The 22,891-nt window shown below is 66.4% G+C and carries 23 protein-coding genes; 13 read left to right on the forward strand and 10 right to left on the reverse strand.

Annotated elements, in window-relative coordinates; translation table 11 throughout:
- Window positions 1–50: 50 nt before the first annotated feature.
- Together AC3WQA_RS07260 and AC3WQA_RS07265 are read right to left on the reverse strand one after the other, a co-directional pair.
- On the reverse strand, window positions 51–1,553 hold the full coding sequence (locus AC3WQA_RS07260; RefSeq protein WP_492674403.1) for a peptide MFS transporter: 1,503 nt from the start codon (window positions 1,551–1,553) through the stop codon (window positions 51–53).
- A 144-nt stretch (window positions 1,554–1,697) separates the two neighbouring features.
- On the reverse strand, window positions 1,698–2,546 hold the full coding sequence (locus tag AC3WQA_RS07265; RefSeq protein WP_492674404.1) for a tryptophan 2,3-dioxygenase: 849 nt from the start codon (window positions 2,544–2,546) through the stop codon (window positions 1,698–1,700).
- A 257-nt stretch (window positions 2,547–2,803) separates the two neighbouring features.
- On the opposite strand from AC3WQA_RS07265, the gene pdhA reads away from it, so the two are divergent.
- Genes pdhA through AC3WQA_RS07280 form a run of 3 tightly spaced genes read left to right on the forward strand, consistent with a single transcriptional unit; the run spans window position 2,804 to window position 6,281 of the window.
- Complete coding sequence (gene pdhA, locus AC3WQA_RS07270; RefSeq protein WP_492674405.1) at window positions 2,804–3,889, forward strand: pyruvate dehydrogenase (acetyl-transferring) E1 component subunit alpha; 1,086 nt, start codon at window positions 2,804–2,806, stop codon at window positions 3,887–3,889.
- A 3-nt stretch (window positions 3,890–3,892) separates the two neighbouring features.
- Window positions 3,893–4,873: an alpha-ketoacid dehydrogenase subunit beta gene (locus tag AC3WQA_RS07275; RefSeq protein WP_492674406.1), complete on the forward strand. Its 981-nt coding sequence runs from the start codon at window positions 3,893–3,895 to the stop codon at window positions 4,871–4,873.
- Between the two features lie 55 nt (window positions 4,874–4,928).
- A complete protein-coding gene (locus tag AC3WQA_RS07280; protein WP_492674407.1) occupies window positions 4,929–6,281 on the forward strand; it encodes a dihydrolipoamide acetyltransferase family protein in 1,353 nt (450 codons plus the stop codon).
- Window positions 6,282–6,670: 389 nt separating this feature from the next.
- Here AC3WQA_RS07280 and AC3WQA_RS07285 read toward each other — a convergent pair whose 3' ends face one another.
- From AC3WQA_RS07285 to AC3WQA_RS07305, 5 genes are all read right to left on the reverse strand, one after another.
- The gene (locus AC3WQA_RS07285) at window positions 6,671–6,988 is read right to left on the reverse strand and encodes a DUF2845 domain-containing protein (protein WP_492674408.1); all 318 of its coding nucleotides are present in this window, start codon (window positions 6,986–6,988) and stop codon (window positions 6,671–6,673) included.
- A 132-nt stretch (window positions 6,989–7,120) separates the two neighbouring features.
- Entirely contained in the window at window positions 7,121–7,870 is a 750-nt protein-coding gene (locus tag AC3WQA_RS07290) for a DUF2884 family protein (protein WP_492674409.1), read from the reverse strand.
- A gap of 73 nt (window positions 7,871–7,943) precedes the next feature.
- Entirely contained in the window at window positions 7,944–8,783 is an 840-nt protein-coding gene (locus tag AC3WQA_RS07295) for an energy transducer TonB (protein WP_492674410.1), read from the reverse strand.
- Between the two features lie 43 nt (window positions 8,784–8,826).
- Window positions 8,827–9,375 (reverse strand): hypothetical protein, encoded by a 549-nt coding sequence (locus AC3WQA_RS07300; RefSeq protein ID WP_492674411.1) that lies wholly within the window; start codon window positions 9,373–9,375, stop codon window positions 8,827–8,829.
- Window positions 9,375–9,917: a peroxiredoxin gene (locus AC3WQA_RS07305; RefSeq protein WP_492674412.1), complete on the reverse strand. Its 543-nt coding sequence runs from the start codon at window positions 9,915–9,917 to the stop codon at window positions 9,375–9,377. Before AC3WQA_RS07305 ends, AC3WQA_RS07300 begins: the two co-directional genes overlap by 1 nt.
- Window positions 9,918–10,025: 108 nt before the next feature.
- Between AC3WQA_RS07305 and AC3WQA_RS07310 the strand changes: the two genes are divergently transcribed.
- Window positions 10,026–10,439 (forward strand): universal stress protein, encoded by a 414-nt coding sequence (locus AC3WQA_RS07310; protein WP_492674413.1) that lies wholly within the window; start codon window positions 10,026–10,028, stop codon window positions 10,437–10,439.
- A 109-nt stretch (window positions 10,440–10,548) separates the two neighbouring features.
- Here AC3WQA_RS07310 and AC3WQA_RS07315 read toward each other — a convergent pair whose 3' ends face one another.
- The gene (locus tag AC3WQA_RS07315; protein ID WP_492674414.1) at window positions 10,549–11,289 is read right to left on the reverse strand and encodes a hypothetical protein; all 741 of its coding nucleotides are present in this window, start codon (window positions 11,287–11,289) and stop codon (window positions 10,549–10,551) included.
- Window positions 11,290–11,479: 190 nt separating this feature from the next.
- Here AC3WQA_RS07315 and AC3WQA_RS07320 point away from each other — a divergent pair, with 190 nt between their 5' ends.
- Window positions 11,480–12,031, forward strand: a complete 552-nt coding sequence (locus tag AC3WQA_RS07320; protein WP_492674415.1) for a hypothetical protein — start codon at window positions 11,480–11,482, stop codon at window positions 12,029–12,031.
- A gap of 64 nt (window positions 12,032–12,095) precedes the next feature.
- On the opposite strand, the gene aceE is transcribed toward AC3WQA_RS07320, so the two are convergent.
- On the reverse strand, window positions 12,096–14,816 hold the full coding sequence (gene aceE, locus AC3WQA_RS07325; RefSeq protein ID WP_492674416.1) for a pyruvate dehydrogenase (acetyl-transferring), homodimeric type: 2,721 nt from the start codon (window positions 14,814–14,816) through the stop codon (window positions 12,096–12,098).
- Between the two features lie 240 nt (window positions 14,817–15,056).
- Between aceE and folE the strand changes: the two genes are divergently transcribed.
- The 8 genes from folE to AC3WQA_RS07365 all read left to right on the forward strand — a co-directional run bounded on the left by folE (window position 15,057) and on the right by AC3WQA_RS07365 (window position 22,323).
- On the forward strand, window positions 15,057–15,662 hold the full coding sequence (gene folE / locus AC3WQA_RS07330; RefSeq protein ID WP_492674417.1) for a GTP cyclohydrolase I FolE: 606 nt from the start codon (window positions 15,057–15,059) through the stop codon (window positions 15,660–15,662).
- Window positions 15,659–15,988: an EF-hand domain-containing protein gene (locus AC3WQA_RS07335; protein ID WP_492674418.1), complete on the forward strand. Its 330-nt coding sequence runs from the start codon at window positions 15,659–15,661 to the stop codon at window positions 15,986–15,988. The genes folE and AC3WQA_RS07335 overlap by 4 nt, the downstream gene beginning before the upstream one ends.
- A 231-nt stretch (window positions 15,989–16,219) precedes the next feature.
- Entirely contained in the window at window positions 16,220–16,831 is a 612-nt protein-coding gene (locus tag AC3WQA_RS07340) for a hypothetical protein (RefSeq protein ID WP_492674419.1), read from the forward strand.
- 85 nt (window positions 16,832–16,916) lie between these two features.
- Window positions 16,917–18,239 (forward strand): retropepsin-like aspartic protease, encoded by a 1,323-nt coding sequence (locus tag AC3WQA_RS07345; RefSeq protein WP_492674420.1) that lies wholly within the window; start codon window positions 16,917–16,919, stop codon window positions 18,237–18,239.
- Between the two features lie 268 nt (window positions 18,240–18,507).
- Window positions 18,508–19,782, forward strand: a complete 1,275-nt coding sequence (locus tag AC3WQA_RS07350; protein ID WP_492674421.1) for a TCR/Tet family MFS transporter — start codon at window positions 18,508–18,510, stop codon at window positions 19,780–19,782.
- Window positions 19,779–20,288 (forward strand): DUF1993 domain-containing protein, encoded by a 510-nt coding sequence (locus AC3WQA_RS07355; RefSeq protein WP_492674422.1) that lies wholly within the window; start codon window positions 19,779–19,781, stop codon window positions 20,286–20,288. The genes AC3WQA_RS07350 and AC3WQA_RS07355 overlap by 4 nt, the downstream gene beginning before the upstream one ends.
- 22 nt (window positions 20,289–20,310) lie before the next feature.
- Complete coding sequence (locus AC3WQA_RS07360; RefSeq protein ID WP_492674423.1) at window positions 20,311–21,681, forward strand: FAD-binding oxidoreductase; 1,371 nt, start codon at window positions 20,311–20,313, stop codon at window positions 21,679–21,681.
- A 66-nt stretch (window positions 21,682–21,747) separates the two neighbouring features.
- Window positions 21,748–22,323, forward strand: a complete 576-nt coding sequence (locus AC3WQA_RS07365; protein WP_492674424.1) for a uracil-DNA glycosylase family protein — start codon at window positions 21,748–21,750, stop codon at window positions 22,321–22,323.
- Window positions 22,324–22,674: 351 nt separating this feature from the next.
- Here AC3WQA_RS07365 and AC3WQA_RS07370 read toward each other — a convergent pair whose 3' ends face one another.
- On the reverse strand, window positions 22,675–22,824 hold the full coding sequence (locus tag AC3WQA_RS07370) for a hypothetical protein (protein WP_492674425.1): 150 nt from the start codon (window positions 22,822–22,824) through the stop codon (window positions 22,675–22,677).
- Window positions 22,825–22,891: the final 67 nt, after the last annotated feature.

Genomic DNA, 22,891 nt, shown 5'->3' on the forward strand with positions numbered 1-22,891 from the left:
TCCGTCGGACAGCGCCATGCGCTGCCCGACGACGGGCCATCCATGGCCCGTTATTTCACCCCATGCATCAGCCGATTCACCAAGGGCGCGATGGCGAGCAGCAGCACGCCCGCGCCCAGCAGCAGCCAGAAGCTGAAGGTAAAGCCGGACAGCGCGGCGGCGGCGGTAAGCCCGTGTTCGCCCGCGACGCGGCTGGCGAAGATGCCCGAGAGGTTCCCACCCACCGCGAGCGACAGGAACCAGCCGCCCATCGCGAAGCCCACCAGCTTCGGCGGCGCCAGCTTGGTCACCATGGACAGGCCGATCGGCGACAGGCACAGCTCGCCCAGCGTCTGCATCACGTAGCACAGCACCAGCGGCCAGAACGGCAGCAGGCCGGTCGGCCCCAGCAAGGCCTTCAGCGCGTATACCAACACCGCGAAACCGAGGCCGTTGAAGATCAGGCCGAGGCCAAACTTGCGCGGGATCGACGGCTCCGCGCCGCGCCTGTCCAGCGCGCTCCACGCCAGCGCCACCAGTGGCGCGAACACGATGATGGCCAACGGGCTCACCGACTGGAACCAGCCCACGGGGAACATCCAGCCACCGAGCATCCGGCGATCCACCAGGTTCTCGGCGAGGAAATTGAAGGTGGTGCCGAGCTGGTAATAGAACATCCAGAACAGCACGTTGAAGGCGAAGATCACCAGCATCGCCACCACGCGCTCGGTCTGCACGCGACCATGCCGCGCCGCCTCCGCCAACAGCATCGCGGCCACCACCACGAACAACGCGCCCAGCAACCACTGCAAACCACCCGCGCCGATGCCCGACAGCAGCCAGTACACCAGCGGCACTGCCAACAGCGAGGCCAACGCCACCCACCCGACGCGCAGGCGGCTCGTCGCCGCCGGCGCGGGTCGGCCCACCCCCTTCAACTGACGTCGGCCGAACCAGAACCAGGCCAGGCACAGCAGCATGCCCACGCCCGCGGCGAGGAACACCAGCTGGTAGTTCTGCCGCATGGCCGTGCCGGTGAAGTAAGCGGCCAGCCAGCCGGTGGCCAGCGGCGCCACCAGCGCGCCGGCGTTGATGCCCATGTAGAACAGGGTGAAACCACGGTCGCGGCGCGGATCGTCCGTGCCGTAGAGCTGGCCCACCATCGAAGAAATGTTCGGCTTGAACAGGCCATCGCCCACGATCACCAGCGCGAGGCCCACAAGCAGCCAGGTACGCGACGGCAGCGCCAGCGTGAACAGCCCCGCCGCCATGATCGCCGCGCCCAACAAGATGGTGCGCTGATAGCCGATCAACCTGTCCGCCACGAAACCGCCGAAAATGCCGGTGCCGTAGATCAGCGCGGTGTAGGCACCGAAGATCGCGCTGGCCCAGGCCTGTCCCGCCGCGTCGCCGTGATAGAACTCGGCCACGATGTACAGCGTCAGCGCCCAGCTCACGCTGTAGAACGCGAAGCGCTCCCAGAACTCGGTCATGAACAGCATCCACAGCGGGCGTGGATGGCCGAACAACTGCGGATAATCCGGCGCGCTGCCGGCAGTGGCGGACGAAGTCATGCAGTTCCCTGATCGACAGGCAGGCGCCGCATGGTAGCGCGAGCGGGCAAGCCTGCCGCGCGAGTGTGTCGAATTCGCCGATGGACGTCCTGCCAAAGGCGTTATCGCCCGCTAGCGGGCTCCTACGACAATCCGCGGTGACCGTTAACTACCCAGCACCGTGCGCACCTCGATCAGCTCGGGGAAGAAGGTCAGATCCAGCGCCTTCTTCAGGAAGCCCACGCCGGAGGAGCCGCCGGTGCCGCGGCGGAAGCCGATGATGCGCTCCACCGCCTTCATGTGGCGGAAGCGCCACAGCTGGAAGCTCTCCTCGATGTCCACCAGCGTCTCGCACAGGTGGAACTCGGCCCAGTGCTGCTCCGGCGCCTCGTAGATCGCGCGCAACACCGGCAGCAGCGCCTCGCTGCGCTGCCACGGCTGGCTGACGTCGCGCTCCAGCAGCTCGCGCGGCACCGCGTGGCCACGCCGCGCCAGCCAGCGCAGCGCCTCGTCGTAGACGCCCGGTGCGTGCAGCGTATCGCGCAGGCCTTGCTGGATCGCCGGGTCGTGCTCGAACACCGCCAGCATGTCGGCGTTCTTGTTGCCCAGCAGGAATTCCACCGTGCGGTACTGCGCACTCTGGAAGCCCGACGACGGCCCCAGCGCATCGCGGAAGGCGAGGTACTCGTGCGGCGTCATCGTCTCCAGCACCGCCCACTGCTCGAACAGCTGGCGCTGGATCTGCTTCACCCGCGCCAGCACCTTCAGCGCCTGGTCGGCGCGATCCCCGCGCAACAGCGCCAGCGCGGCGCGCAATTCGTGGATCAGCAGCTTCAGCCACAGCTCGGCCACGTGGTGCTGCACGATGAACAGCAGCTCGTCGTGGTAAGGCGGGTCGGATACCGGCCGCTGCGCGGACAACAGCGTTTCCAGCTGCAGATAGCTCGCATAGGTCATGCGCCCGGAAAGGTCGCGCTCGATGCCTGCCTCGAGCTCGCGCTGGTTGTCCGTCATGGTGCTCCCCGCACGGTGAAAACACGCATGGTAGCGGCTGCGCGGCAATGTGCCGCGACCTGGGTCAAATACGCGGGCGTACTGACCGCGTGCTGCACCGTACCTTGCTGGCAAACCGGTGCGCCTGCTATTTTTCGCCGGATTTTTCGGGCCGTTTTGCCGCCACGGGACACGGCACCGACCGAAAGACTTTGCGCGTCAGGCCCCGCTGGATGGGCCGCCGCCCCCATTCCCCTTCGCCCAACCGGGAGCGCGTCGTGACCATCGCCGCCAAGTTTGAAATCGAATACCTGCAATACCTCGATGCCGAGGGCAAGCAGGTCCGTGACGACCTGCCCGAGTTCGCGAAAGACCTCGGCCACATGGTCGAGCTGTACAAGCTGATGTTGTCCACCCGCGTGTTCGACGCCAAATCGATCGCGCTGCAGCGCACCGGCAAGCTCGGCACCTATGCCAGTTGCCTCGGCCACGAAGCCGCGCACGTGGGCATCGGCAGCGCGATGAAGCCGGAAGACGTTCTCGCCCCCAGCTACCGCGAATACGGCGCCCAGCTCTACCGCGGCGTGCAGCCGCGCGAGGTCTACATGTACTGGGGTGGCGATGAGCGCGGCAACGACTACCAGAACGAACCGGCGCGGCATGACTTCGCCTGGAGTGTGCCGATCGCCACGCAGTGCCTGCACGCGGCCGGCTCGGCGCTGGCCTTCAAGATCCGCGGTGAAAAGCGCGTGGCGGTGTGCACCATCGGCGACGGCGGTTCGTCCAAGGGCGACTTCTACGGTGCCATCAACATGGCCGGCGCGCGCCAGCTGCCGCTGGTGGCGGTGATCGTCAACAACCAGTGGGCGATCTCGGTACCGCGCAAGATCCAGTCCGGCTCCAAGACGCTGGCGCAGAAGGGCATCGCGGCGGGCCTCTACTCGATCCAGGTGGACGGCAACGACATCATCGCCGTGCGCAAGGCGATGGGGGACGCGCTGGAGCGTGCCCGCAACGGCGAGGGTGGCAGCGTGCTGGAGCTGGTCACCTACCGCCTCGGCGACCACACCACCGCCGACGATGCGCGCCGCTACCGCGGCGAGGCCGAGGTGAAGGAAGGTTGGGACAAGGAGCCGATGAAGCGCCTGCGCAACTGGCTCGTCGCCAAGGGCGTGTGGGACGACGCCAAGGAAGAAGCCTGGAAGGCCGAGTGCGACGACTGGATGGACAACGAGGTGAACGCCTACCTCGAAACCAAGACCCAGCCGGTGTCGGCGATGTTCGACTACACCTACGCCGAACGGCCGGCCGATCTTGAAAAGCAGCGCAACGAAGCCCTTGCACGCGAACAGAAGGCCCACTAAGCCATGGCACAGATCACTCTCATCGAAGCCGTCACCCAGGCGCTCGCCTACGAAATGAAGCACGACGACTCCGTCGTGGTGCTGGGCGAGGACGTGGGCGTCAACGGCGGCGTGTTCCGCGCCACCCAGGGCCTGCAGGAGAAGTTCGGCGAGTGGCGCGTGATCGACACGCCGCTGGACGAAATGACCATCGCCGGCGTCACCGTCGGCATGGCCGTGCAGGGCATGAAGCCGGTGGCCGAGGCGCAGTTCGAGGGCTTCATCTACCCGATGATGGAGCACATCGCCTGCCACGCCGCGCGCATGCGCAACCGCACCCGCGGCCGCCTCACCGTGCCGGCCGTGTGGCGCGCACCGTGGGGCGGCGGCATCCGCGCGCCGGAGCACCATTCGGAAGCGAACGAACACCTGTTCACCAACATCCCCGGCCTGCGCGTGGTGCTGCCCTCCTCGCCCGCGCGCGCCTACGGCCTGCTGCTGGCGGCGATCCGCGACCCCGATCCGGTGATCTTCCTCGAACCCAAGCGCATCTACCGTCAGTACAAGGAAGAGGTGCCCGACGACGGCGAGGCGCTGCCGCTGGACGTGTGCTTCGTGCTGCGCGACGGCAGCGACGTCACCCTGGTGACCTGGGGCGCGCAGGTGAAGGAAACCCTGGAAGCCGCCGATGCGCTGGCCGAACGCGGCATCAGCGCCGAGGTGATCGACGTGGCCACGCTCACCCCGCTGGACTTCGACACCATCGCCGAATCGGTGCAGAAGACCGGCCGCTGCGTGATCGTGCACGAAGCCCCGAAGACCGCCGGCTTCGGCGCCGAGATCGCCGCGCGCGTGGCCGAGGAATGCCTGTACGACCTGCTCGCCCCGGTTGAACGCGTCACCGGCCCGGACACCCACATCCCGCTGTTCCGCCTGGAAATGAAATACCTTCCCAGCGTGGAACGCATCGTCGAGGCGGTCGAGCGTACGCTGGCCGTCTCCTGACCGGCGTCCCGCGTCCCAAGTCCCGTATTCAACATCCCGCACCACGGACAACATCATGGCCGACATCAAGACATTTCACCTGCCCGACCTCGGCGAAGGCCTGCCCGACGCCACCATCGTCGAGTGGCACGTGAAGGAAGGCGACACCATCAAGCTCGACGCTCCGCTGGTGTCGATGGAAACCGCCAAGGCGGTGGTCGAGGTGCCCTCGCCCTACACCGGCAAGGTGGTGAAGCTGCACGGCGCCGCCGGCGACGTGATCGAAACCGGCGCCGCGCTGGCCGAGTTCGAGCCCGACCCCAACGCCAAGCAGCGCGCCGAGGCCGAATCCACTGGCCACCACCACGGCCCGAAGAAAGCCGCCGCGCCAGCACCCGCGCCCGCCCCGGCCGCCGCCAGCGCTGACCGCGCGGACGAAGGCACCGTGGTGGGCGCCATGGTCAGCAGCAACGCCGTGCTGGTGGAGCAGGTCAGCAGCGCCGGTGGCGTCAAGGCCGTGCCCGCCGTGCGCGCGCTGGCGAAGAAGCTCAAGGTCGACCTCACTCGCGTGCGCCCCTCCGGCGCCGGCGGCGTCATCACCATGCAGGACGTCAAGGACGCCGCCGCAAACGGCAGCGCCGCGCTGGGCGCCGCCCCAACCCGCGCCGTGCCGGCCGCCGCCAGCCGCCACCTCGCACCGGAACTGCCCGAACCCGGCCCGGCGCCGAGCCGCACCGCCGTATCGCTCGCCGGCAAGCCGGTGCGCACCGCGCCGCCGTCGGTGCAGGCCAGCGGCCAGCCGGAGCAGCTGAAGGGCGTGCGTCGCAACATGGCCCGCGTGATGGCCGATGCGCACGCGCAGGTGGTGCCGACCACGCTGGTGGACGATGCTGACCTGCACGCCTGGATCGGCAAGCAGGACATCACCGCGCGACTGATCCGCGCCATCGTGGCCGCCTGCAAGGCGGTGCCGGCGCTGAACGCCTGGTTCGACGGCAAGAACCTCAGCCGCACGCTGCACCCGCAGGTGGACATCGGCATCGCGGTCGACACCGACGACGGCCTGTTCGTGCCCGCGCTGCGCAACGCCGACGTGCTCGACGCGGCCGGCATCCGCGCCGCGATCAAGCGCCTGCGCACCCAGGTCGAAGACCGCACCATCCCGGCCTCGGAACTCTCCGGCTACACCATCAGTCTGTCCAACTTCGGCATGTTCGCCGGCCGCTACGCGACGCCCGTCGTCGTACCGCCGACCGTCGCCATCGTCGGCGCCGGCAAGCTCAGCCACGACGTGGTGGCGGTGATGGGCGGCATCGAGGTGCACCGCCGCATGCCGATCTCGCTGACCTTCGACCACCGCGCCGCCACCGGCGGCGAGGCGGCGCGCTTCCTGAAGGCGCTGCTGGACGATTTGTCGCTGCCGCAATAAGGCCGGCGCGACAGCGCCAACCACCACAGCCGCCCTTAGGGGCGGCTTTTTTTTGTCGTCGCACTCGCGTCGTCACCGGCTCCACGGCCGCCGAGGCAGCGGGCAGCCCGTGCGGAAACAAAAGGGCATGCCGCGAGCGGCATCACGCCGGGCGCGGCACATGCCGTGCGGGGGAGCGCACGGCTCAGGGGAAGGATGCTGGCCGTCAGTGCAGCCATCACCGCGGCTATCCCTGCCATGGCCATGCCAGGGCAACCCTGGAATGGTGTTCCGATATGGCGACCGTCCGGCAAACCGTCGACGCCGCCCGCATGCTGCGCACCCGGACAGCCACGGCACAAGGGCCATGCGCCATGTCTAGACCAAAGTCTAAGACTGCCCCGGCGCCTTCAATGCGGGCGATCGTCGATAGCGGCGACACGCCCGTCGACCAGGATGACCGTGATGCCGTGGCCGTTGCGGCGATACTCCCAGCGCTCGCCGCGCTGCGCCACCGGGTCGATCACCCGTACGCGCCGGCCGTGTGCGGCGCCGTGACGGGGATGCGACTTGTGGCTGGGCTTGCCCAACAGGGCGATCACGGTGGCCGCGCTGTCGCCAACCACCAGCACGCGGCTGCCCACGCGCAAGGTGTCGGTGGCGGCGGCGCCGGCAGCGACCAGCAGCAGAGCGGCGACCAGCAGGGCGGACAAGCGGCGACGTGGCATGCGGGGTACTCCGGCGGCGGCGGGAGTTTGCAGGCTACGTCCGCCTGGACCCCGGCACCAGCGACTCCGGCGACAGGCCGTGCCGGCGCAGGCCGTCGCTGCCTGTCATCGCCCGCACATCACGCCCTGCGTTCAGCCACCCGCCTGCAGCAGGTGTAGCGGCCGCCCCTGGCCATCGCGGATGCCTTGTTGCAAGGTGGCCAGCGCATGGATCGCCGGGCACAGCGCGGCCACCTGCGGCCGCAGCGCCTGCATCCGCTGGCGCATGCGCGGTTCCAGTTGCGTCGCAAGCCCGATCGCGCGATCGCGCAGATCGGCAGCGGCTTGCAAGTCGCCATTCAGCGCGGCATCAACCGCCTGCTGGCCAAGGTCGCTCGCCACCAGCGGCAACAGGTCGCCCTCGATCTGGCTGCTGATCGCATCCATCGCATTGCCCTGCCAGTCGTGCGTGCTTTGGCTGGCGGCGAGGCGCTGCTTGAGGCTGGCGGTATCCACCGCCAGGCGTCGATCCATATCAGCCCGCGTCTCGGCCGACAAGCCCATGCCCGCCGACTCCGCACGCAGGCCCTGCACCGCGACATCCACGCCGTGCTCGGCCACCGTGCGCACGCGCGGCGCCAGCGCTCGCAACTCGCGCTCGAACAGGCTGAGCCGATCCTGCTCCTCCGCGCCGACCGGCACGCTCGCGCCATCCACACGCAGCGTGCCGTGGGAGATCTCTACCCGCGTGGGCGCCGGCGCGGCGCGATCGAACAACAGGCCATCCGGCCGCAGCGTCACGTCATAGCTGCTGGTGGCGTGGCAGGTGGCGGCCAGGTCCTGCGCGTGCAGCGGCAGGGCGAACATCGGCAACAGCAGCAACGGCAAATGGCGCAGGCGCATCGGGCGGATTCCGCAAACGTGGAGCCGTAGCGATACCCGCCTTCGAATCAACCCGCGCTGAACGCGTGCCGCCTCACGCCCCCGTGAGCGGCGTGAGCAGTTGCAAGCCTTGGCCCACTTGGTCGATGGCGCCATCGGACACGGCATCGACGCCCGCCGAGAGCAGCCTGTTGTCCAACCATGGAATCAGCTGCACTGGACCCGGCACGTAGACGTCCCACTGGCCATAGCGCGGCTCACTGGAAGCAACACCGGAGTGAAGAACGAACGTCACGGGCATCCGCACCAGGCGACCAGACGCCGCGCCGCTTGCCGCCGGCGTGAACGTCCAATTCTGGATCGCATGCACCGACGCCTGCGCCAGTTCCCCGCGCCACCTTTTCAGTTGCACAGCGCTGCCGGAATTGTGCAGGTTCACCTGCTGGGCGGCGACATCCGCCACCTTGCCGCTCGCATCCACACGCGCAATCACGTACACCACGCCGGAAACGCGATCGTTTATGGCACTTCTCGGATAGACGGGTTGTTGCTTCCGTATCGACTTGATCGCCGGATCACCTTCCTGATGGCCAAAGTGGGCAGATTCGACGCTGATGCGGAAATTCTCCTTGTCCACCGGTTTGGCAACCACGCGCACGGTCATCGCCGCCTTGGCAATTACCGGCTTGCCGTCCACGATGACGGGTTGGAACTTCCAGGTGGGAACGGCCTTGGCCAACATACCCTTCACCTGACTGGGAAGTTCAGCCGGACGATCCAGCGTGTATTGCATCACGCTGCCGTCCGGCGCCACTTCGATGTCGCCACTGACCAGCATGCTGGCCTGCACGTTCCGGTACGGCGCGCTCACGCCCGTCGCCATCGCCAACGCCGGCACCAGCAGCAACGGTATCGCGTACAACATGCGTTTCATGGCAAATCCCTGTGTCATCAACGGTGGCAAAGCTTACACGTCTTCAGCGCCGACGTCGGAACTGCGCGCGCACTGTCGGCGTGCCCAGGCTCCAGGCCAGCCACGCTAGCAGCGGAATGGCAACGGCCTTCAAGCCCAGCGCGATGCGGTAGCTGCGCCGCGCGTGCACGATGGCGGCACGCAGGTGGTCGCCGCTGGCCAGTTGCAGCAGGGCATCGGCGCTGGAGCGCTCGAACGCCAGCCACTGCACGGCCAGCATGCCGCCGGTGACCAGCGCCCATAGCGCCAGCGCGGTGCAAACCGTGCGCATCGGCGCACGCGCCCAGGCCTGGCGCAGGATGCAGCCGGCGCACAGCACGATCAGCGCGAAGGCCGCCACGAAGTAGGCGACGTCCCACGCCAGCATGCCGCGCCAGGCTGCGCCGTCCGCCGGCGACAAGCCATGGCGATGCGCCCACAGCAATTGCATGTGCGCGAGGTACTGCACGCAACCGAAGGCAGCCAGCAACAGCAGCAGCCACATCGCCACGCGCCATGGCGCAAGGCCGCGCGGCGCGCTGCGGCCAGCATCCAGCGACGTCAATATCGGCATCAGGGCGCCGCCTGCTTGAGGGTGGCGAGGTCAGCCAGCACCTGCCCGGAGTTGGCCTGCGGGTCGACCTTGGCATAGACCTTGGCGATCTTGCCGGCCGGGTCGATCAGGAAGGTGGTGCGCTTGGCGTAGTGCATGCCCACCATGGCGGTGAGCACGCCATAGGCGGTGGCCACCTTGCGATCCGCGTCCGCCAGCAGCGGGAACGGCACGTGGTATTTCGCGGCGAAGGCGGCGTGCGATTTCACATCGTCCAGGCTTACACCCACCACCACGGCGCCGGCCTGGCGCAGCTTGGCGAGATCGTCGCGAAACGTGCATACCTCGGTGGTGCAGCCGGGGGTGAAGTCCTTGGGATAGAAGTACAGCACCAGCCACTGGCCACGGTAGTCGGCCGGGCTGCGCCAGTGGCCGTTCTGGTCCTGCAGGCGGAAGGCCGGTGCCGGCGCGCCCACCTGCGGGCCGGCCTCATCGGCCCGCACGGGTGCACCCGGCAAGCCGCACAACAGGGTCAGGGCGATCAACAGCATGAGACGGCGCATGACGACTCTCCAGCATGGGCGAGGTCGCCAGTGTACGACGCGCGCGCTTGATCTTTCGGCGCCAGCGCGTTACTCACTGTGCTGTCTTTCGGCCCAACGGGAACTGATATGCCCAAGTATTCGCTGGTGGGTTACGACGGCTCGGATGCCGCGCGCCGCGCCTTCGCCTTCGCCATGGAGCTGGCGCGCGCCTGCGGCGGGCGCGTGCGCGTGGTGTCGGTGCTGCAGGTGGCCGAGGGCGGCGACACCACCGCGCTCCTGATGACCGACAGCAGCGCCGAACGGCTCGGGGAGCTCAAGAGCGAACTGACCGGCATTGCCGCCGACGCCGCCAGCCTGGTCGACCTCGAACTCACCCATGGCAGCCCCGGCGACGTACTGCTGAACCAGGTGGCGCAGTACGGCATCGACCACATCGTGATCGGCCATACCGAACGCGGCGCGCTGGCACGCTGGCTGCTGGGCTCGGTTTCCACCAACGTGCTGGCGCGCGCCCACGTGCCGGTGACGGTGGTGCGCTGAACGGCGCGCTGGAGCCGGCGCCGCGCACGCGGGTACCGACGGCGCATGAGGGCGCCCTCTACCATGCGATACCCGCACGACGCGGCGCGCCCCTTCCGCTGTGCCGTGGCTACTTGTGCCCGGTTTTTTTCGGCAGCGGCTGCCACCTGGCGGGGTCGAAGCCACCCACTTCGTAGACCAGCTCCAGCTTTTTCTCGCCCGCCTGAAGGGTCACCGGCAGGGTGATCGTGCGGGCCTTCCCCAGGAGCGTTATGAAGCCCTTGTCGTCGCGAATCATCAGCGCCGGCTCGCCGGTGGGCGGCGCAAAGGCCTTGAGCGGATGTGTCTTGCCGTCGAACTTCGCTGCCAGCGTGCACTCGCCCCGGCAGACGAAGCCGCCCTGGCCGTCGTGGTACAGGAACACGCTCTGCCCCCAGCTGGTATGCCGGCGCAACACCAGCCGCACGCGCACGTCGACCGGCTTGCCGTTGTAACTCGACGCGGTGGACTGCGTGCCGCCGGCCATCGGCGCCAGGCCGTACTGCCACAGCGCGGCCAGCCGGGCCTTCTCGCTGTTCTCCCGCCAGCGCTTCTCGATGTCGGGCAGGGTCTGCTGCACTTCCTTTGCCGCCGCGCTGTCGGGGAAGCGGCTGACGATGTCCTTGCCCATCGTCACCGCCATCTGGTCGTTCTTGATGCGCAAGAGCTGCCGATAGGTGTCGAGATTGCGCGCCGCCTCGGCGGCCTTGGCCTGCGCCGCCTGCTGCGCGGCATTGGGCGCCGGCGCGCCGCCTTGCGAGCAGGCGGCAAAGGTCAAGACGCCGGCGAGGGCGGCCACGGCAAGGAGGGAGCGGCTGGGCGCAAGGCTCATCGGTGGATCATCCATAGCGAAACCAGCTCCTAGCTTGTCGCCTGCGCACCACCAGGCGCAAGGCCGTCGCCGCGCCTCTGCGGCCTCCCCCGCGCCGAGGCTCGCGCCACCGGTGGTTGCCCGATCCCGGCTTGCCGGGATGCACCGCGCCAGCCATGCTGGCGGCCATCGTCCGCCATGGAGTGCACGCATGCCCACGCCGCCGCCGTTCCGCTCCACCTTCGTCAGCGTGCTGGCCTGGGTGTTCATTGGCCTGGCCGGTTTCACCACGCTGATCGCGACGCTGCAGAACCTGATGCTGCAATGGCTTTTCCTGCCGATGGCGCAGCAGACGCCGCCGATGCCGGCCGACCTGCCGCTGCCGATGCGCTTCATGGCGGCGCACTTCGCGTGGTTCTTCCGTGCCTTCCTGCTGATTTCGACGCTCACCTTGGTAGCCGCCATCGGCCTGCTGCGGCGGCGCGAGTGGGCGCGTCGGTTGTTCGTCGGGCTACTGGGTTTTGCCATCATGTACCAGGCGCTGGGCGTGGCCTTCCAGTGGTGGTTCACTGGGTCGATGATGGGCCTCATGCACGACCCGCATGCACCGGCGCAGGTGGATGCGGTGATGGCGGATGTCATGCTGGCGGTTCGGGTTTTCTCCACGCTGTTCGCGGTCGGGATCGGCGTGCTGTTCGGCTGGGTCATCCACCGCCTGTGCAGCGCCGCGGTGCGCGAGGAGTTCGGCGCCGCACCGCGCTAATGCTACGCGCGAAGAGGAAAAACCCGCCGGAAGGCGGGTTTTTCCTGGTTCCGCGGCGAACGGCTCACACCGTCATCGGATTGGGCCGTTCGGGGTCGAGCTTGTATTCCTTGACGGCGCGGGCCACGTCCTTGGGGTTGACCTTGCCCTCCTTCGCCAAGGCGGCGAGCGCGGCCAGCACGATCCAGCGGTGGTCGATCTCGAAGAAGTCGCGCAGGTGCTCGCGGGTGTCGGAGCGACCGTAGCCATCGGCGCCCAGCGCGGTGAAGGAGCGGCCGTCGGGCATGAACGCGCGCACCTGGTCGACCACGCCGCGCACGTACTCGCTGGCGGCGATCACCGGGCCATCGTGTCCAGTCAGGCACTGCGTGACGTGCGGCACGCGCGGCGTCTTGGCTTCGGGGTGCAGGCGGTTCCAGCGTTCGCAGTCGAAGCCGTCGCGCGACAGTTCGCTGAAGCTGGGGCAAGACCACACGTCGGCCTTGACGCCGAAGTCGGCTTCCAGCAGTTCGGCGGCGCGCACCGCCTCCAGCACCGAACCGCCCGCCGCCATCAGCTGCACGCGCGGCGCGCCGTTCTTGCCCTTGCCCTTGCCCTTGGCGGCGCCGGCGCCCGAATCGCGGAACAGGTACATGCCCTTGACGATGCCGTCGTAGCAGCCCTCGGGCATGTCCGGGTGGGCGTAGTTCTCGTTGGTGGTGGTGATGTAGTAGAAGACGTCCTGCTGCTCTTCGTACATCTCCTTGACGCCGCGATGCAGCAGCACCGCCACCTCATACGAGAAGGTGGGGTCGTAGGCGCGGCAGTTGGGCACGGTGCCGGCCATCAGCTGCGAGGCGCAGTCGGAGTGCTGCAGGCCTTCGCCGGGGAAGCTGCCGCCGGCGGTGGCGCCGATCAGGAAGCCACGCGCGCGCTGGTCGCCGGCGGCCCAGATCAGGTCGCCGATGCGGCGGAAGCCGAAGAACGAGTAGTAGATGAAGAACGGCAGCATCGGCTGGTTGGACACCGAGTAACTGGTGGCCGCGGCGATCCATGCCGATACGCCGCCGGCCTCGGAAATGCCTTCCTGCAGCACCTGGCCGTTCTGCGCCTCGCGGTAGTACAGCAGCTGGTCGGCGTCCTGCGGGCGGTACTTCTGGCCGAACGGCGCGTAGATGCCGATCTGGCGGAACATGCCCTCCATGCCGAAGGTGCGCGCCTCGTCGGCCACGATCGGCACCACGCGCGGGCCGAGCTGCTTGTCGCGCAGCAGGAGGTTCATGCCGCGCACCAGCGCCATGGTGTTGGAGATCTCGCGCTCGCCGGTGCCGCTGGTGATCTGCGCATAGGCGGCGAAGTCCGGCGCCTTGCAGTCCTTGTCGGTGTGGCGGCGGCGCTGCGGCAGGAAGCCGCCCAGCGCCTGACGGCGCTCCAGCATGTATTCCACTTCCGCCGACTTGGGGCCGGGGTGGTAATAGGGCACGCTGTCGAGCTTGTCGTCGGGAATCGGGATCTGGAAGCGGTCGCGGAAGTGGCGCACGGCGTCGCCGCTCATCTTCTTCTGCTGGTGGGTGGGGTTTTCCGCCTCGCCCGAGCCGATGCCCATGCCGTAACCCTTCACCGTCTTGGCGAGGATCACGGTGGGCATGCCCTGGGTGTTCACCGCCGCGTGGTAGGCGGCGTAGACCTTGTGCGGATCGTGGCCGCCACGGTTGAGGCGCCAGATGTCCTCGTCGCTGAGGTTGGCCACCATCTCGCGCGTCTGCGGGTACTTGCCGAAGAAATGCTCGCGCGTGTACGCGCCGCCGAACGCCTTGCAGGCCTGGTACTCGCCGTCGACGGTTTCCATCATCAGCTTGCGCAGCATGCCGTCCTTGTCGCGCGCCAGGAGCTGGTCCCAGTAGCTGCCCCAGATCACCTTGATCGCGTTCCAGCCGGCGCCGCGGAACTGGCCTTCCAGCTCCTGGATGATCTTGCCGTTGCCGCGCACTGGGCCGTCCAGGCGCTGCAGGTTGCAGTTGATGACGAAGATCAGGTTGTCCAGCCCCTCACGGCCGGCCAGTGAGATCGCGCCCAGCGACTCCGGCTCGTCCACCTCGCCGTCGCCCAGGAAGCACCACACCTTGCGGTCGGTCTTGGGCATCAGGCCGCGGTTTTCCAGATAGCGGAAGAACTGCGCCTGGTAGATCGCCTGGATCGGCCCGAGGCCCATCGACACCGTGGGCATCTGCCAGTAGTCGGGCATCAGCCACGGGTGCGGATAACTGGTGAGCGAACGGCCGTGGTTGTGGACGTCGCCACGGAACAGGTCGAGCTGCTCTTCGCTGATACGGCCTTCGAGGAAGGAGCGCGCGTAGATGCCGGGGCTGATGTGGCCCTGGTAGCCGATCAGGTCGCCGGGATGCTCCGCGCTGGGGGCGCGCCAGAAGTGGTTGAAGCCCACGTCGTACAACGTGGCGCTGGAGGCGAAGCTGGCGATGTGGCCGCCCAGCGAGCCGGGCTTGCGGTTGGTGCGCACCACCATCGCCATCGCGTTCCAGCGGATCAGCGAGCGGATGCGCCACTCCATCGCCGCGTCGCCCGGGCTCTTGGCCTCGTTCGCCGGCGCGATGGTGTTGACGTATTCGGTGGTGGGGTCGAATGGCAGGTGCCCGCCGGAACGACGCGTGGTATCGACCATCCGCTCCAGCAGGTAATGCGCGCGCTCGGTGCCATCGTGGCTGATGACGGCCTTGAGCGAGTCGACCCACTCGCGGGTTTCGGTGGGGTCGAGATCCTGGTTGAGGATGTCGTCGAGCTGATCCATGGGGAATCTCCGCGGCGCCGTGCGGCGCAGGTGCTGATGGGGAAGCCTTCGCCGGGGGGACGGCGCGCTGAAGCCCCAGTCTAGCGAGCGATGCCGGGCGCTGCCAGTTGGACGTCCATCACGGCCAGCCATGCGTCGGCGCATGGTCGTGGCGGCCATCACGCCGGTTTGCTTGACGGCGCCGCTACACTGCTCCATCGACGCCGCGCCACGCGCGGACGCCCTCTGCCGAGATCATCCATGAGCGACTCACGCCAAGCTGACGACGTCACCCGCGAACAAGCCGAAGAAGCCGTGCGCACCCTGTTGCGCTGGGCCGGCGAAGACCCTTCGCGCGAAGGCCTGCTCGACACGCCCATGCGCGTGGCGAAGGCCTACCGCGACTGGTTCGCCGGCTACGCCGAAGACCCGGCCGACTACCTCAAGCGCACCTTCAAGGAAGTCGACGGCTACGACGAGATGGTGGTGCTACGCGACATCGAGTTCGAGAGCCACTGCGAGCACCACATGGCGCCCATCGTCGGCCGCGCCCACGTCGGCTACCTGCCTACCTGCCGCGTGGTGGGCATCAGCAAGCTGGCGCGCGTGGTGGACGGCTACGCGCGCCGCTTCCAGGTGCAGGAGAAACTCACCGCGCAGATAGCGCACTGCATCCAGGAGAGCCTGCAGCCGGCCGGCGTGGCGGTGGTGATCGACGCCAGCCACGAATGCATGACCACCCGCGGCGTGCACAAGCGCGGCGTGTCGATGGTCACCAGCCAGATGCTGGGCGCGTTCCGCGACGACGCGCGCACCCGCGCCGAATTCCTGCAGTTCATCGGCCTGCACGGCAGCCTGCGCCGGTGAGGCGCTGGCCCGCGTGCCTCGCGCTGTGCCTGCTGCCGCTCGCGGCGATGGCGCAGGAATCGCGCAGCGCCTACCTGCGGCAAATCGACACGGACGGCAATGGCTGCGTGAGCCTGGCCGAGTACGTGGCCTGGATGAGCCGCGATTTCCTGCGCATGGATGCCGACCACGACGGCGTACTGGAAGCCGCCGAATTGCCTGGCGGCCATGGCAAGCCGGTGACGCTGCAGCAGTGGCAAACCAGCCTGCGCCGCCAGTTCAAACGGCTGGACAGGCGCCACACCGGCTGCCTGGATGCGCAAGAACTCACCGCGCCGCCAGGCTGACGTTCGGCTGCCAGCCAGCCGCGCCATGGCCTACCCCTTGCCCCCGCGCTTTCACACATTGGTGAGTCAGGGCGGGGTCAGGGCGGATACTACCGCACGCGGCGGACATGCCATTTCACTTTTTGGCACCTCGTACGACTTACCCACATACGACGCGCTCGGGACGCAACGCCCCAGCGGCATGGGAAGTCTTCGTGGGCACGCTGTGAGGCCGTAAGGGGTTGGGCTGTAATGCCGGAAGCATCGCTGTTCAGACAAGAAGTCGTGGAAGCCCGCCGTGGGGAATGGCTGGGTTCCATCATCATCGCCGCACCGCTGTCGCGCTGGCCGCTCAACGCCTTGGCCGCGGCGCTCGCCACCGCCATGCTCCTGTTCCTCGTCTTCGGTCACTGCACCCGCCGCGAAACCGTGACGGGGCAGATGGTGCCCAGCACCGGCCTGTTGAATGTGGTGGCGCCCCGCGCCGGCGCCGTGTCGCAACTGCGCGTCCACGACGGCGAGGTGGTCAAGGCCGGTGAGCTACTGCTGGAACTGTCCAGCACGCAGGACAGCGCTGCCCTGGGCAACACGCTAGCCCTGATCGGGCAACAGCTGGATACCCAACGCTCCCGCCTGCAGGCCGACCTTGCCAACCAGCAGCAGCTCGCCCGGCAGCAGGCGGACGCCCTGCGCGGCAAGATCGTGCTGCTACAAGCGCAAATAGACCAGATTGCCGTAAGCGTCCGCCGACCACACCTTGCACCTGTCCGAAGTTCCAGTGCAGCGGCGTGTGACCCGGGTGGCTTCTATCGAGATGCGAAAGGAGACTTGGCCCCCACAAACAAAGATACTAATGGTGTCTGAAAATTCGTAAATCGGTATAGTTAACACTCAAGGCCGGACAATGCTGTCCGGCCTTGATTAATTGGTTGTAAAAAGAATAAATCTCATGTTTAAAAAAACAAAACTACTTTGCTGCCTCACAATGCTCCTCTATCATTCCCCCGCTCCAGCTTCTCACGGAGAAGGATCTATATTAACTACATGGAGGAAAATAAATTCAGCATTCCAAAGCGACGATATAAATTCTCTAAAAGTACTTTCTAATAGCAAAAATCCATTCGTTGCCTATCTCTCAAAGGCCACGATGGCCAGATCGTCGCTTGATTTTGAAAATGCAAAATCCATCTTGTCGAAATGCATGCTCACAAAAGCGCGCCACGGATTCGAGAAATACCTACAACTATCCTGCATAGTTTCCTATGCCGTGATTGAAGGAGAGCTTGGGAACGTCAAATCCTTGCATTACTACAATGACAATATACGATGTAACTACATAAATGAAAATAAAGTCGATTTAAAAAAATACCTTGGAAACTTAATAGTTATAAATTCAATTAATGAGTGCCTTCTTTCGCAAAAAGTTGAACACTGGCCAGACACAACTATCAGAATTACAAGCGGTTGGAAAAAAATAGAAACGCCCGATGGATATGTCCAGGCTTTATTGGCAAACCGTCCCGTGAAATTCATGGTAGACACCGGCGTCAGCAATATCATATTGAGTAGGGAAACCGCCACTCGCCTCAATATTCTATCAAAAATGATTGATCTGCACGTTACCGAACATCTACTCGATGGCGGCAGTGGGAAAGACGGTCAATTATACGTTGCTCCATCACTTGAATTAGGCCCTCTAGAGTTTAAAAATGTCTACATTGTAGTCGCCAGTGACACTACCAACGCGATCGGAATAAACTTACTATCAAAGTTAGGCTCCTTTGAGTTAAAAGCCAATTCCATCGTTAATGCCTCGCCACCAACCGCAGGTGACTGTTCTCCTATGAGGCTTTATCAACAAGATCTGTTTAATCCAGTAAACGACATAATCGTGCCGTTGCACACGAGTGCCGGAAACTTAAATTTAAGGCTGGACACTGGGTACCGAACAAACGGAAATATGCCACCGGTGATGTTATTTATTTTTAGTAAAAAATATAAATTAATGAAAGATAAATTCAATGTCAGACCCTACCACACAGGACTTTCATCATCCTCACAAAATGGGCGTATTTTAGTTGGTGAATCGGCATATTTTACATTACAAATACCAGGTAGTCACGCCCCCTTAGCGCTTGGGACAAATGACTTTTCATGGAATCACTCTCAGGACAACATACATGGAACCATAGGCTACAACTTCCTTATTGATAGGAGCTTATTTCTAGACTTTAGCGACAATAATCGTCAAGTTTGCGTATATGACAACTAGATCATTTCGATGCAACTGATTTATTTAATGCTCATGGTTGGTGGCGGGAGCAGGTTGAGCCTGATCAGCCGCCAGGCTCCGAGTGGTTTATCTCCCAACGAGTCCGGCGACCAACCTGCGCCGCCAGCTCCATCGACTGGACACACGCCACACCGGCTGCCTGGATGCGCAAGAACTCACCGCGCCGCCAGGCTGACGTTCGGCTGCCAGCCAGCCGCACCATGGCGCATTGCGCTATCGTTCCGCGTCTGCCGTTGCCGCACCCACCATGAACCAGCCCGCCACACCCGCGCCGCGCCACCAGGCCGCGCTCGCCTTCATCTTCGTCACCGTCACGCTGGACATGCTGGCGTTCGGCATCGTCATCCCGACCATGCCGCACCTGGTGGTGGAGCTGATCGGCGGCAGCCTGTCGAAGGCTTCGGCCTGGGTCGGCGCCATCGGCACCTTGTTCATGCTGATGCAGTTCCTGTTCTCGCCGGTGCAGGGCGCGCTGTCCGACCGCTACGGGCGGCGCGCGGTGATCCTCGTTTCCAGCTTCGGCCTGGGCGTGGATTTCATCGTGATGGCGCTGGCCCCCACGCTGTGGCTGCTGCTGGTGGGGCGCGCGGTGTCGGGCATCTGCTCGGCGAGTTTCTCCACCGCCAACGCCTACATCGCCGACGTGGTGCCGAAGGAAAAACGCGCGGCGGCCTTCGGCCTCCTGGGGGCGGCCTTCAGCATCGGCTTCGTGCTCGGCCCCGCGCTGGGCGGCGCGCTGGGCCACTGGAATCTGCGCCTGCCGTTCTGGGCCGCAGCGGTGCTGGCGCTCGTCAATTTCGGCTACGGCTGGTTCGTGCTGCCCGAGTCGCTGCCGGTGGAGCGCCGCGCGCCGCGCTTCGACTGGCGCCACGCCAATCCACTGGGCTCGGTGATGCTGCTGCGCCGCTATCCCAAGGTGCTGGGGCTGGCGATGGTGTTCTTCCTCATCAACCTCGCGCAGTTCTCGCTCAACTCCACCTACGTGCTGTTCACCGATTACCGCTTCGGCTGGGGCCCGCGCACGGTGGGCTACACGCTGGCGCTGGTGGGCCTGTGCACCGGGATCGTACAGGGCGGGCTGGTGCGCCGCCTGGCGCCGCGCCTGGGCGAGCGGCGCATGATCCTCGCCGGCCTCGTGCTGTGCGCGGCGGGCTACGTGCTGTTCGGCCTCGCACCCACCGCCGGGCTGTTCCTCGCCGCGATTCCGGTGTTCTGCCTCGGCGGCCTCGCCGGGCCGCCGGCGCAATCCATGATGACCCACCTGGTCGACCCGCACGAACAGGGCCGCCTGCAAGGCACGCTCTCCAGCCTGCGCGGCCTCGCCGGCGTGTTCGGCCCGGGCATGTTCGCCAGCCTGTTCGCGCTCTCCATCAGCGACCACGCGCCGGTGCACCACCTGCCCGGCGCCGCTTTCGTGCTGGCCGCGGCGCTCCTGCTGCTCGCCGCCATCGTCGCCGTGCGCGCCACCCGCCACGCCGCCGCGCCATCCTTCCCCCCGCAACCCGTGGAGCAAAACCCATGAGCCTTTCCATGTACCAGGCCTCCGTTCCCGTCTTCGTGCGCGCGCTCGCCAACCTGCGCCACGTGTTGCAGAAGGGCGAGGAACACGCCAAGGCGAAGAACGTCAGCGACGCGGTGCTGCTGCAGACGCGCCTGATCCCCGACATGTTCCCGCTGCTGAAGCAGGTGCAGATCGCCTGCGACATGGCCGCGCGCGGCGCCGCCCGCCTCGCCGGCGCGGAGCCGAAAAGCTTCCCCGACACCGAGGCCACGCTGGCCGAGGTCTACGCCCGCATCGACGCCGCCATCGCCTACCTCGAAGGCTTCGACGCCGCGCTGTTCGACGGCGCCGAAGGCCGCACCATCGCCTACCCGCACGGCCGCAGCGGCGAGCTGCGCATGCAGGGCCTGGACTATCTGCAGCACTACACCCTGCCCAACATCTACTTCCACTGCACCACCGCCTACAACATCCTGCGCGAAGCCGGCGCGCCCATCGGCAAGGCGGATTTCCTCGGCAAGGTGTAACGCCGGGGGCATACTGCACGTCATGCCTCTGCCGCCCGACTTCACCGACCACCTGCGTGGGTTCTTCGGCGCCGACGCGTTCGCCACCGACGAGCGCACCCGGCGCGAGTTCGCGCACGATAACTCGCGTCACGTGGGCGTGCCCGAGGCCGTGGTGTTTCCCACCAGCCACGACCAGGTGCAGGCGCTGGTACGCGCCTGTCGCGAGCACCAGGTGCCGCTGACCGCGCGCGGCGGCGGCACCAGCTCCACCGGCGCCTCGGTGCCGCTGGAGGGCGGCGTGGTGGCGTGCTTCACGCGGATGAACCGCATCGTGCGCATCGCGCCGGACGATCGCCTCGCAGTGGTCGAACCGGGCGTCACCAACGAGGCCTTGCAGCAGGCGCTGGCGCCGCACGGATGCTTCTGGGCGCCCGATCCCGGCTCGGCGCCATGGTGCACCGTGGGCGGCAATCTCGCCTGCAACGCGGGCGGGCCGCGCGCGCTGAAGTACGGCGCCACCCGCGACAACGTGCTGGGTCTGCGTGCAGTGGCCGGCACCGGCGAGGGTTTTCGCGCCGGCACGCAGGCCACCAAGGACTCCACCGGCTACGACCTGACGCGCCTCGTCATTGGCTCGGAGGGCACGCTGGCGCTCGTCACCGAGGCCACGCTGAAGCTCACGCCGCGGCCCGCCGCCGTGCGCTCGCTGCGCGCCACCTATCGCGACACGGCCGCAGCCGCGCAAGCGGTGGCGCGCATCATGGCGCAGCCGGTGACGCCTTCCGCGCTGGAGTTCATGGATGCGCTGGCGCTCAAGCTGGCGCGCGACCACGCACCGGAGGCCGACGTGCCGCAGGCGGGCGCCCTGCTGCTGATCGAGGTGGACGGCACGCCCGACACCGTGGGTTTCGCGCAGCAGGCGGTGGCGCAGGCCGCGCGCGGCGACGGCCTGCTCGCGCTCGACGTCGCCGCCGACACCAAGGAGAACGCCGCGCTGTGGGCCGCGCGCAAGGCGCTCTCCTTCGCCCAGCGCGCCGCCACCTCGCACAAGATCAACGAGGACGTGGTGGTGCCGGTGAGCCGCCTGCCGGAACTGGTTGCCGGCGCGCAGGCGCTGGCCGAAAAGCACGCGGTGCCGTTGGTGTGTTTCGGCCACGCCGGCAACGGCAACCTGCACGTGAACCTGCTGCCGCGCGACATCGACGAGATCGAGCGCGGTTACGCCGTGCTGCCCGAACTGTTCGCGCTGGTGCTCGCGCTGGGCGGCACGCTCTCGGGCGAGCACGGCATCGGCGTGGTGAAACGCGACTACCTGCCGCTGGCGCTGGGCGCGTCGACCATCGAACTGATGCGCGCGGTAAAAGCCGCCTTCGATCCGGACGGCATCCTCAACCCCGGCAAGGTGCTTTGAGGGCGGAAACAGGAACAGGCAATGGAGAAAACGAAGAAGCCGGACCCGGCGCGACAGGCACGGGCCATGGATGCCTTGCTGGCGGAGATCCGCTGCGGCCATACCTGCGCGATGCAGCAGCCGCCGGGGCGCCGGCCGGTGTTGCAGGCGTCCACGCGATCACGGCTGCTGATCGTCAGCCAGGCGCCGGGGCGCAAGGTGGAGGAGAGCGGCATTCCCTTCGATGACGTCAGCGGTGAACGCCTGCGCGACTGGCTGCAGATCGACCGAGCCACGTTCTACGACGCCGAGCGCGTGGCGATCGTGCCGATGGATTTCTGTTTCCCGGGCAAGGGCAAGAATGGCGACCTGCCGCCGCGACCGGCGTGCGCAGCGATCTGGCATCCGCGCCTGTTTCCGCTGCTCACCGGCGTGCAACTGACGCTGGCCATCGGGCAGTACGCACAGGTGGGCATGCTCGGCGACGCGCGCGACGCCACACTTACCGACACGGTGCGCAACTGGCGCACGCACCTGGCCCACGGCGTACTGCCGCTGCCGCATCCGAGCCCGCGCAACCGGCCGTGGGTGATGCACAACCTGTGGTTCGAGGCCGAGCTGCTGCCGGTGCTGCGCGAGCGGGTTGCCGAGGCGCTGCGCTAAAGCCCCGCCTCCGTCATTAGCGAAGCGGGCATGCGCTCACCCATTGCCCAGCCCACGACTTGGCGCGGCTCGCCGTAGATGTCGCGCGCGATGCTCTGGGTGATGCTGCCCGATGTCGTGATCGACCACGGCGCGTTGTAGACCGGCAGGTCGAAGGCCTGATCGTAGGTGACGGTAACGTTGCCCTTGGGATCGGTGACCTGGGTGCCGGGGCCAGGCTCAGCTGAGCCTTGTCGCTAATCAGGTCATACTTTCTCCTTGGCACCTTTTCCTCTTTGTCCCTGACACCTTTTCCAAACGGCGTCAGTCCAGCTTGCGCCAGGCCTTCCCTGTCCGAGGGTTCGTCAGGGATCAATTCAACTTGAGCCCAATCTTACTCACGAGAACCAAGTTGTAGGTGCTCAATAGCTTCCCAGCATCATCCCAATCCTGGATCTTTATCGATGTCACAACACCGCTTGGGCTGACATCATATTGATAGGCCTCAACGAGCTTGTTCATGTCAACATGCGGTGAGCAACCTGTTCGGGTAAACATTGAGCACCTTGCGGAGCCATGCCATCCGCCA

Source organism: Rhodanobacter sp. FW106-PBR-R2A-2-24 (assembly GCF_058789615.1).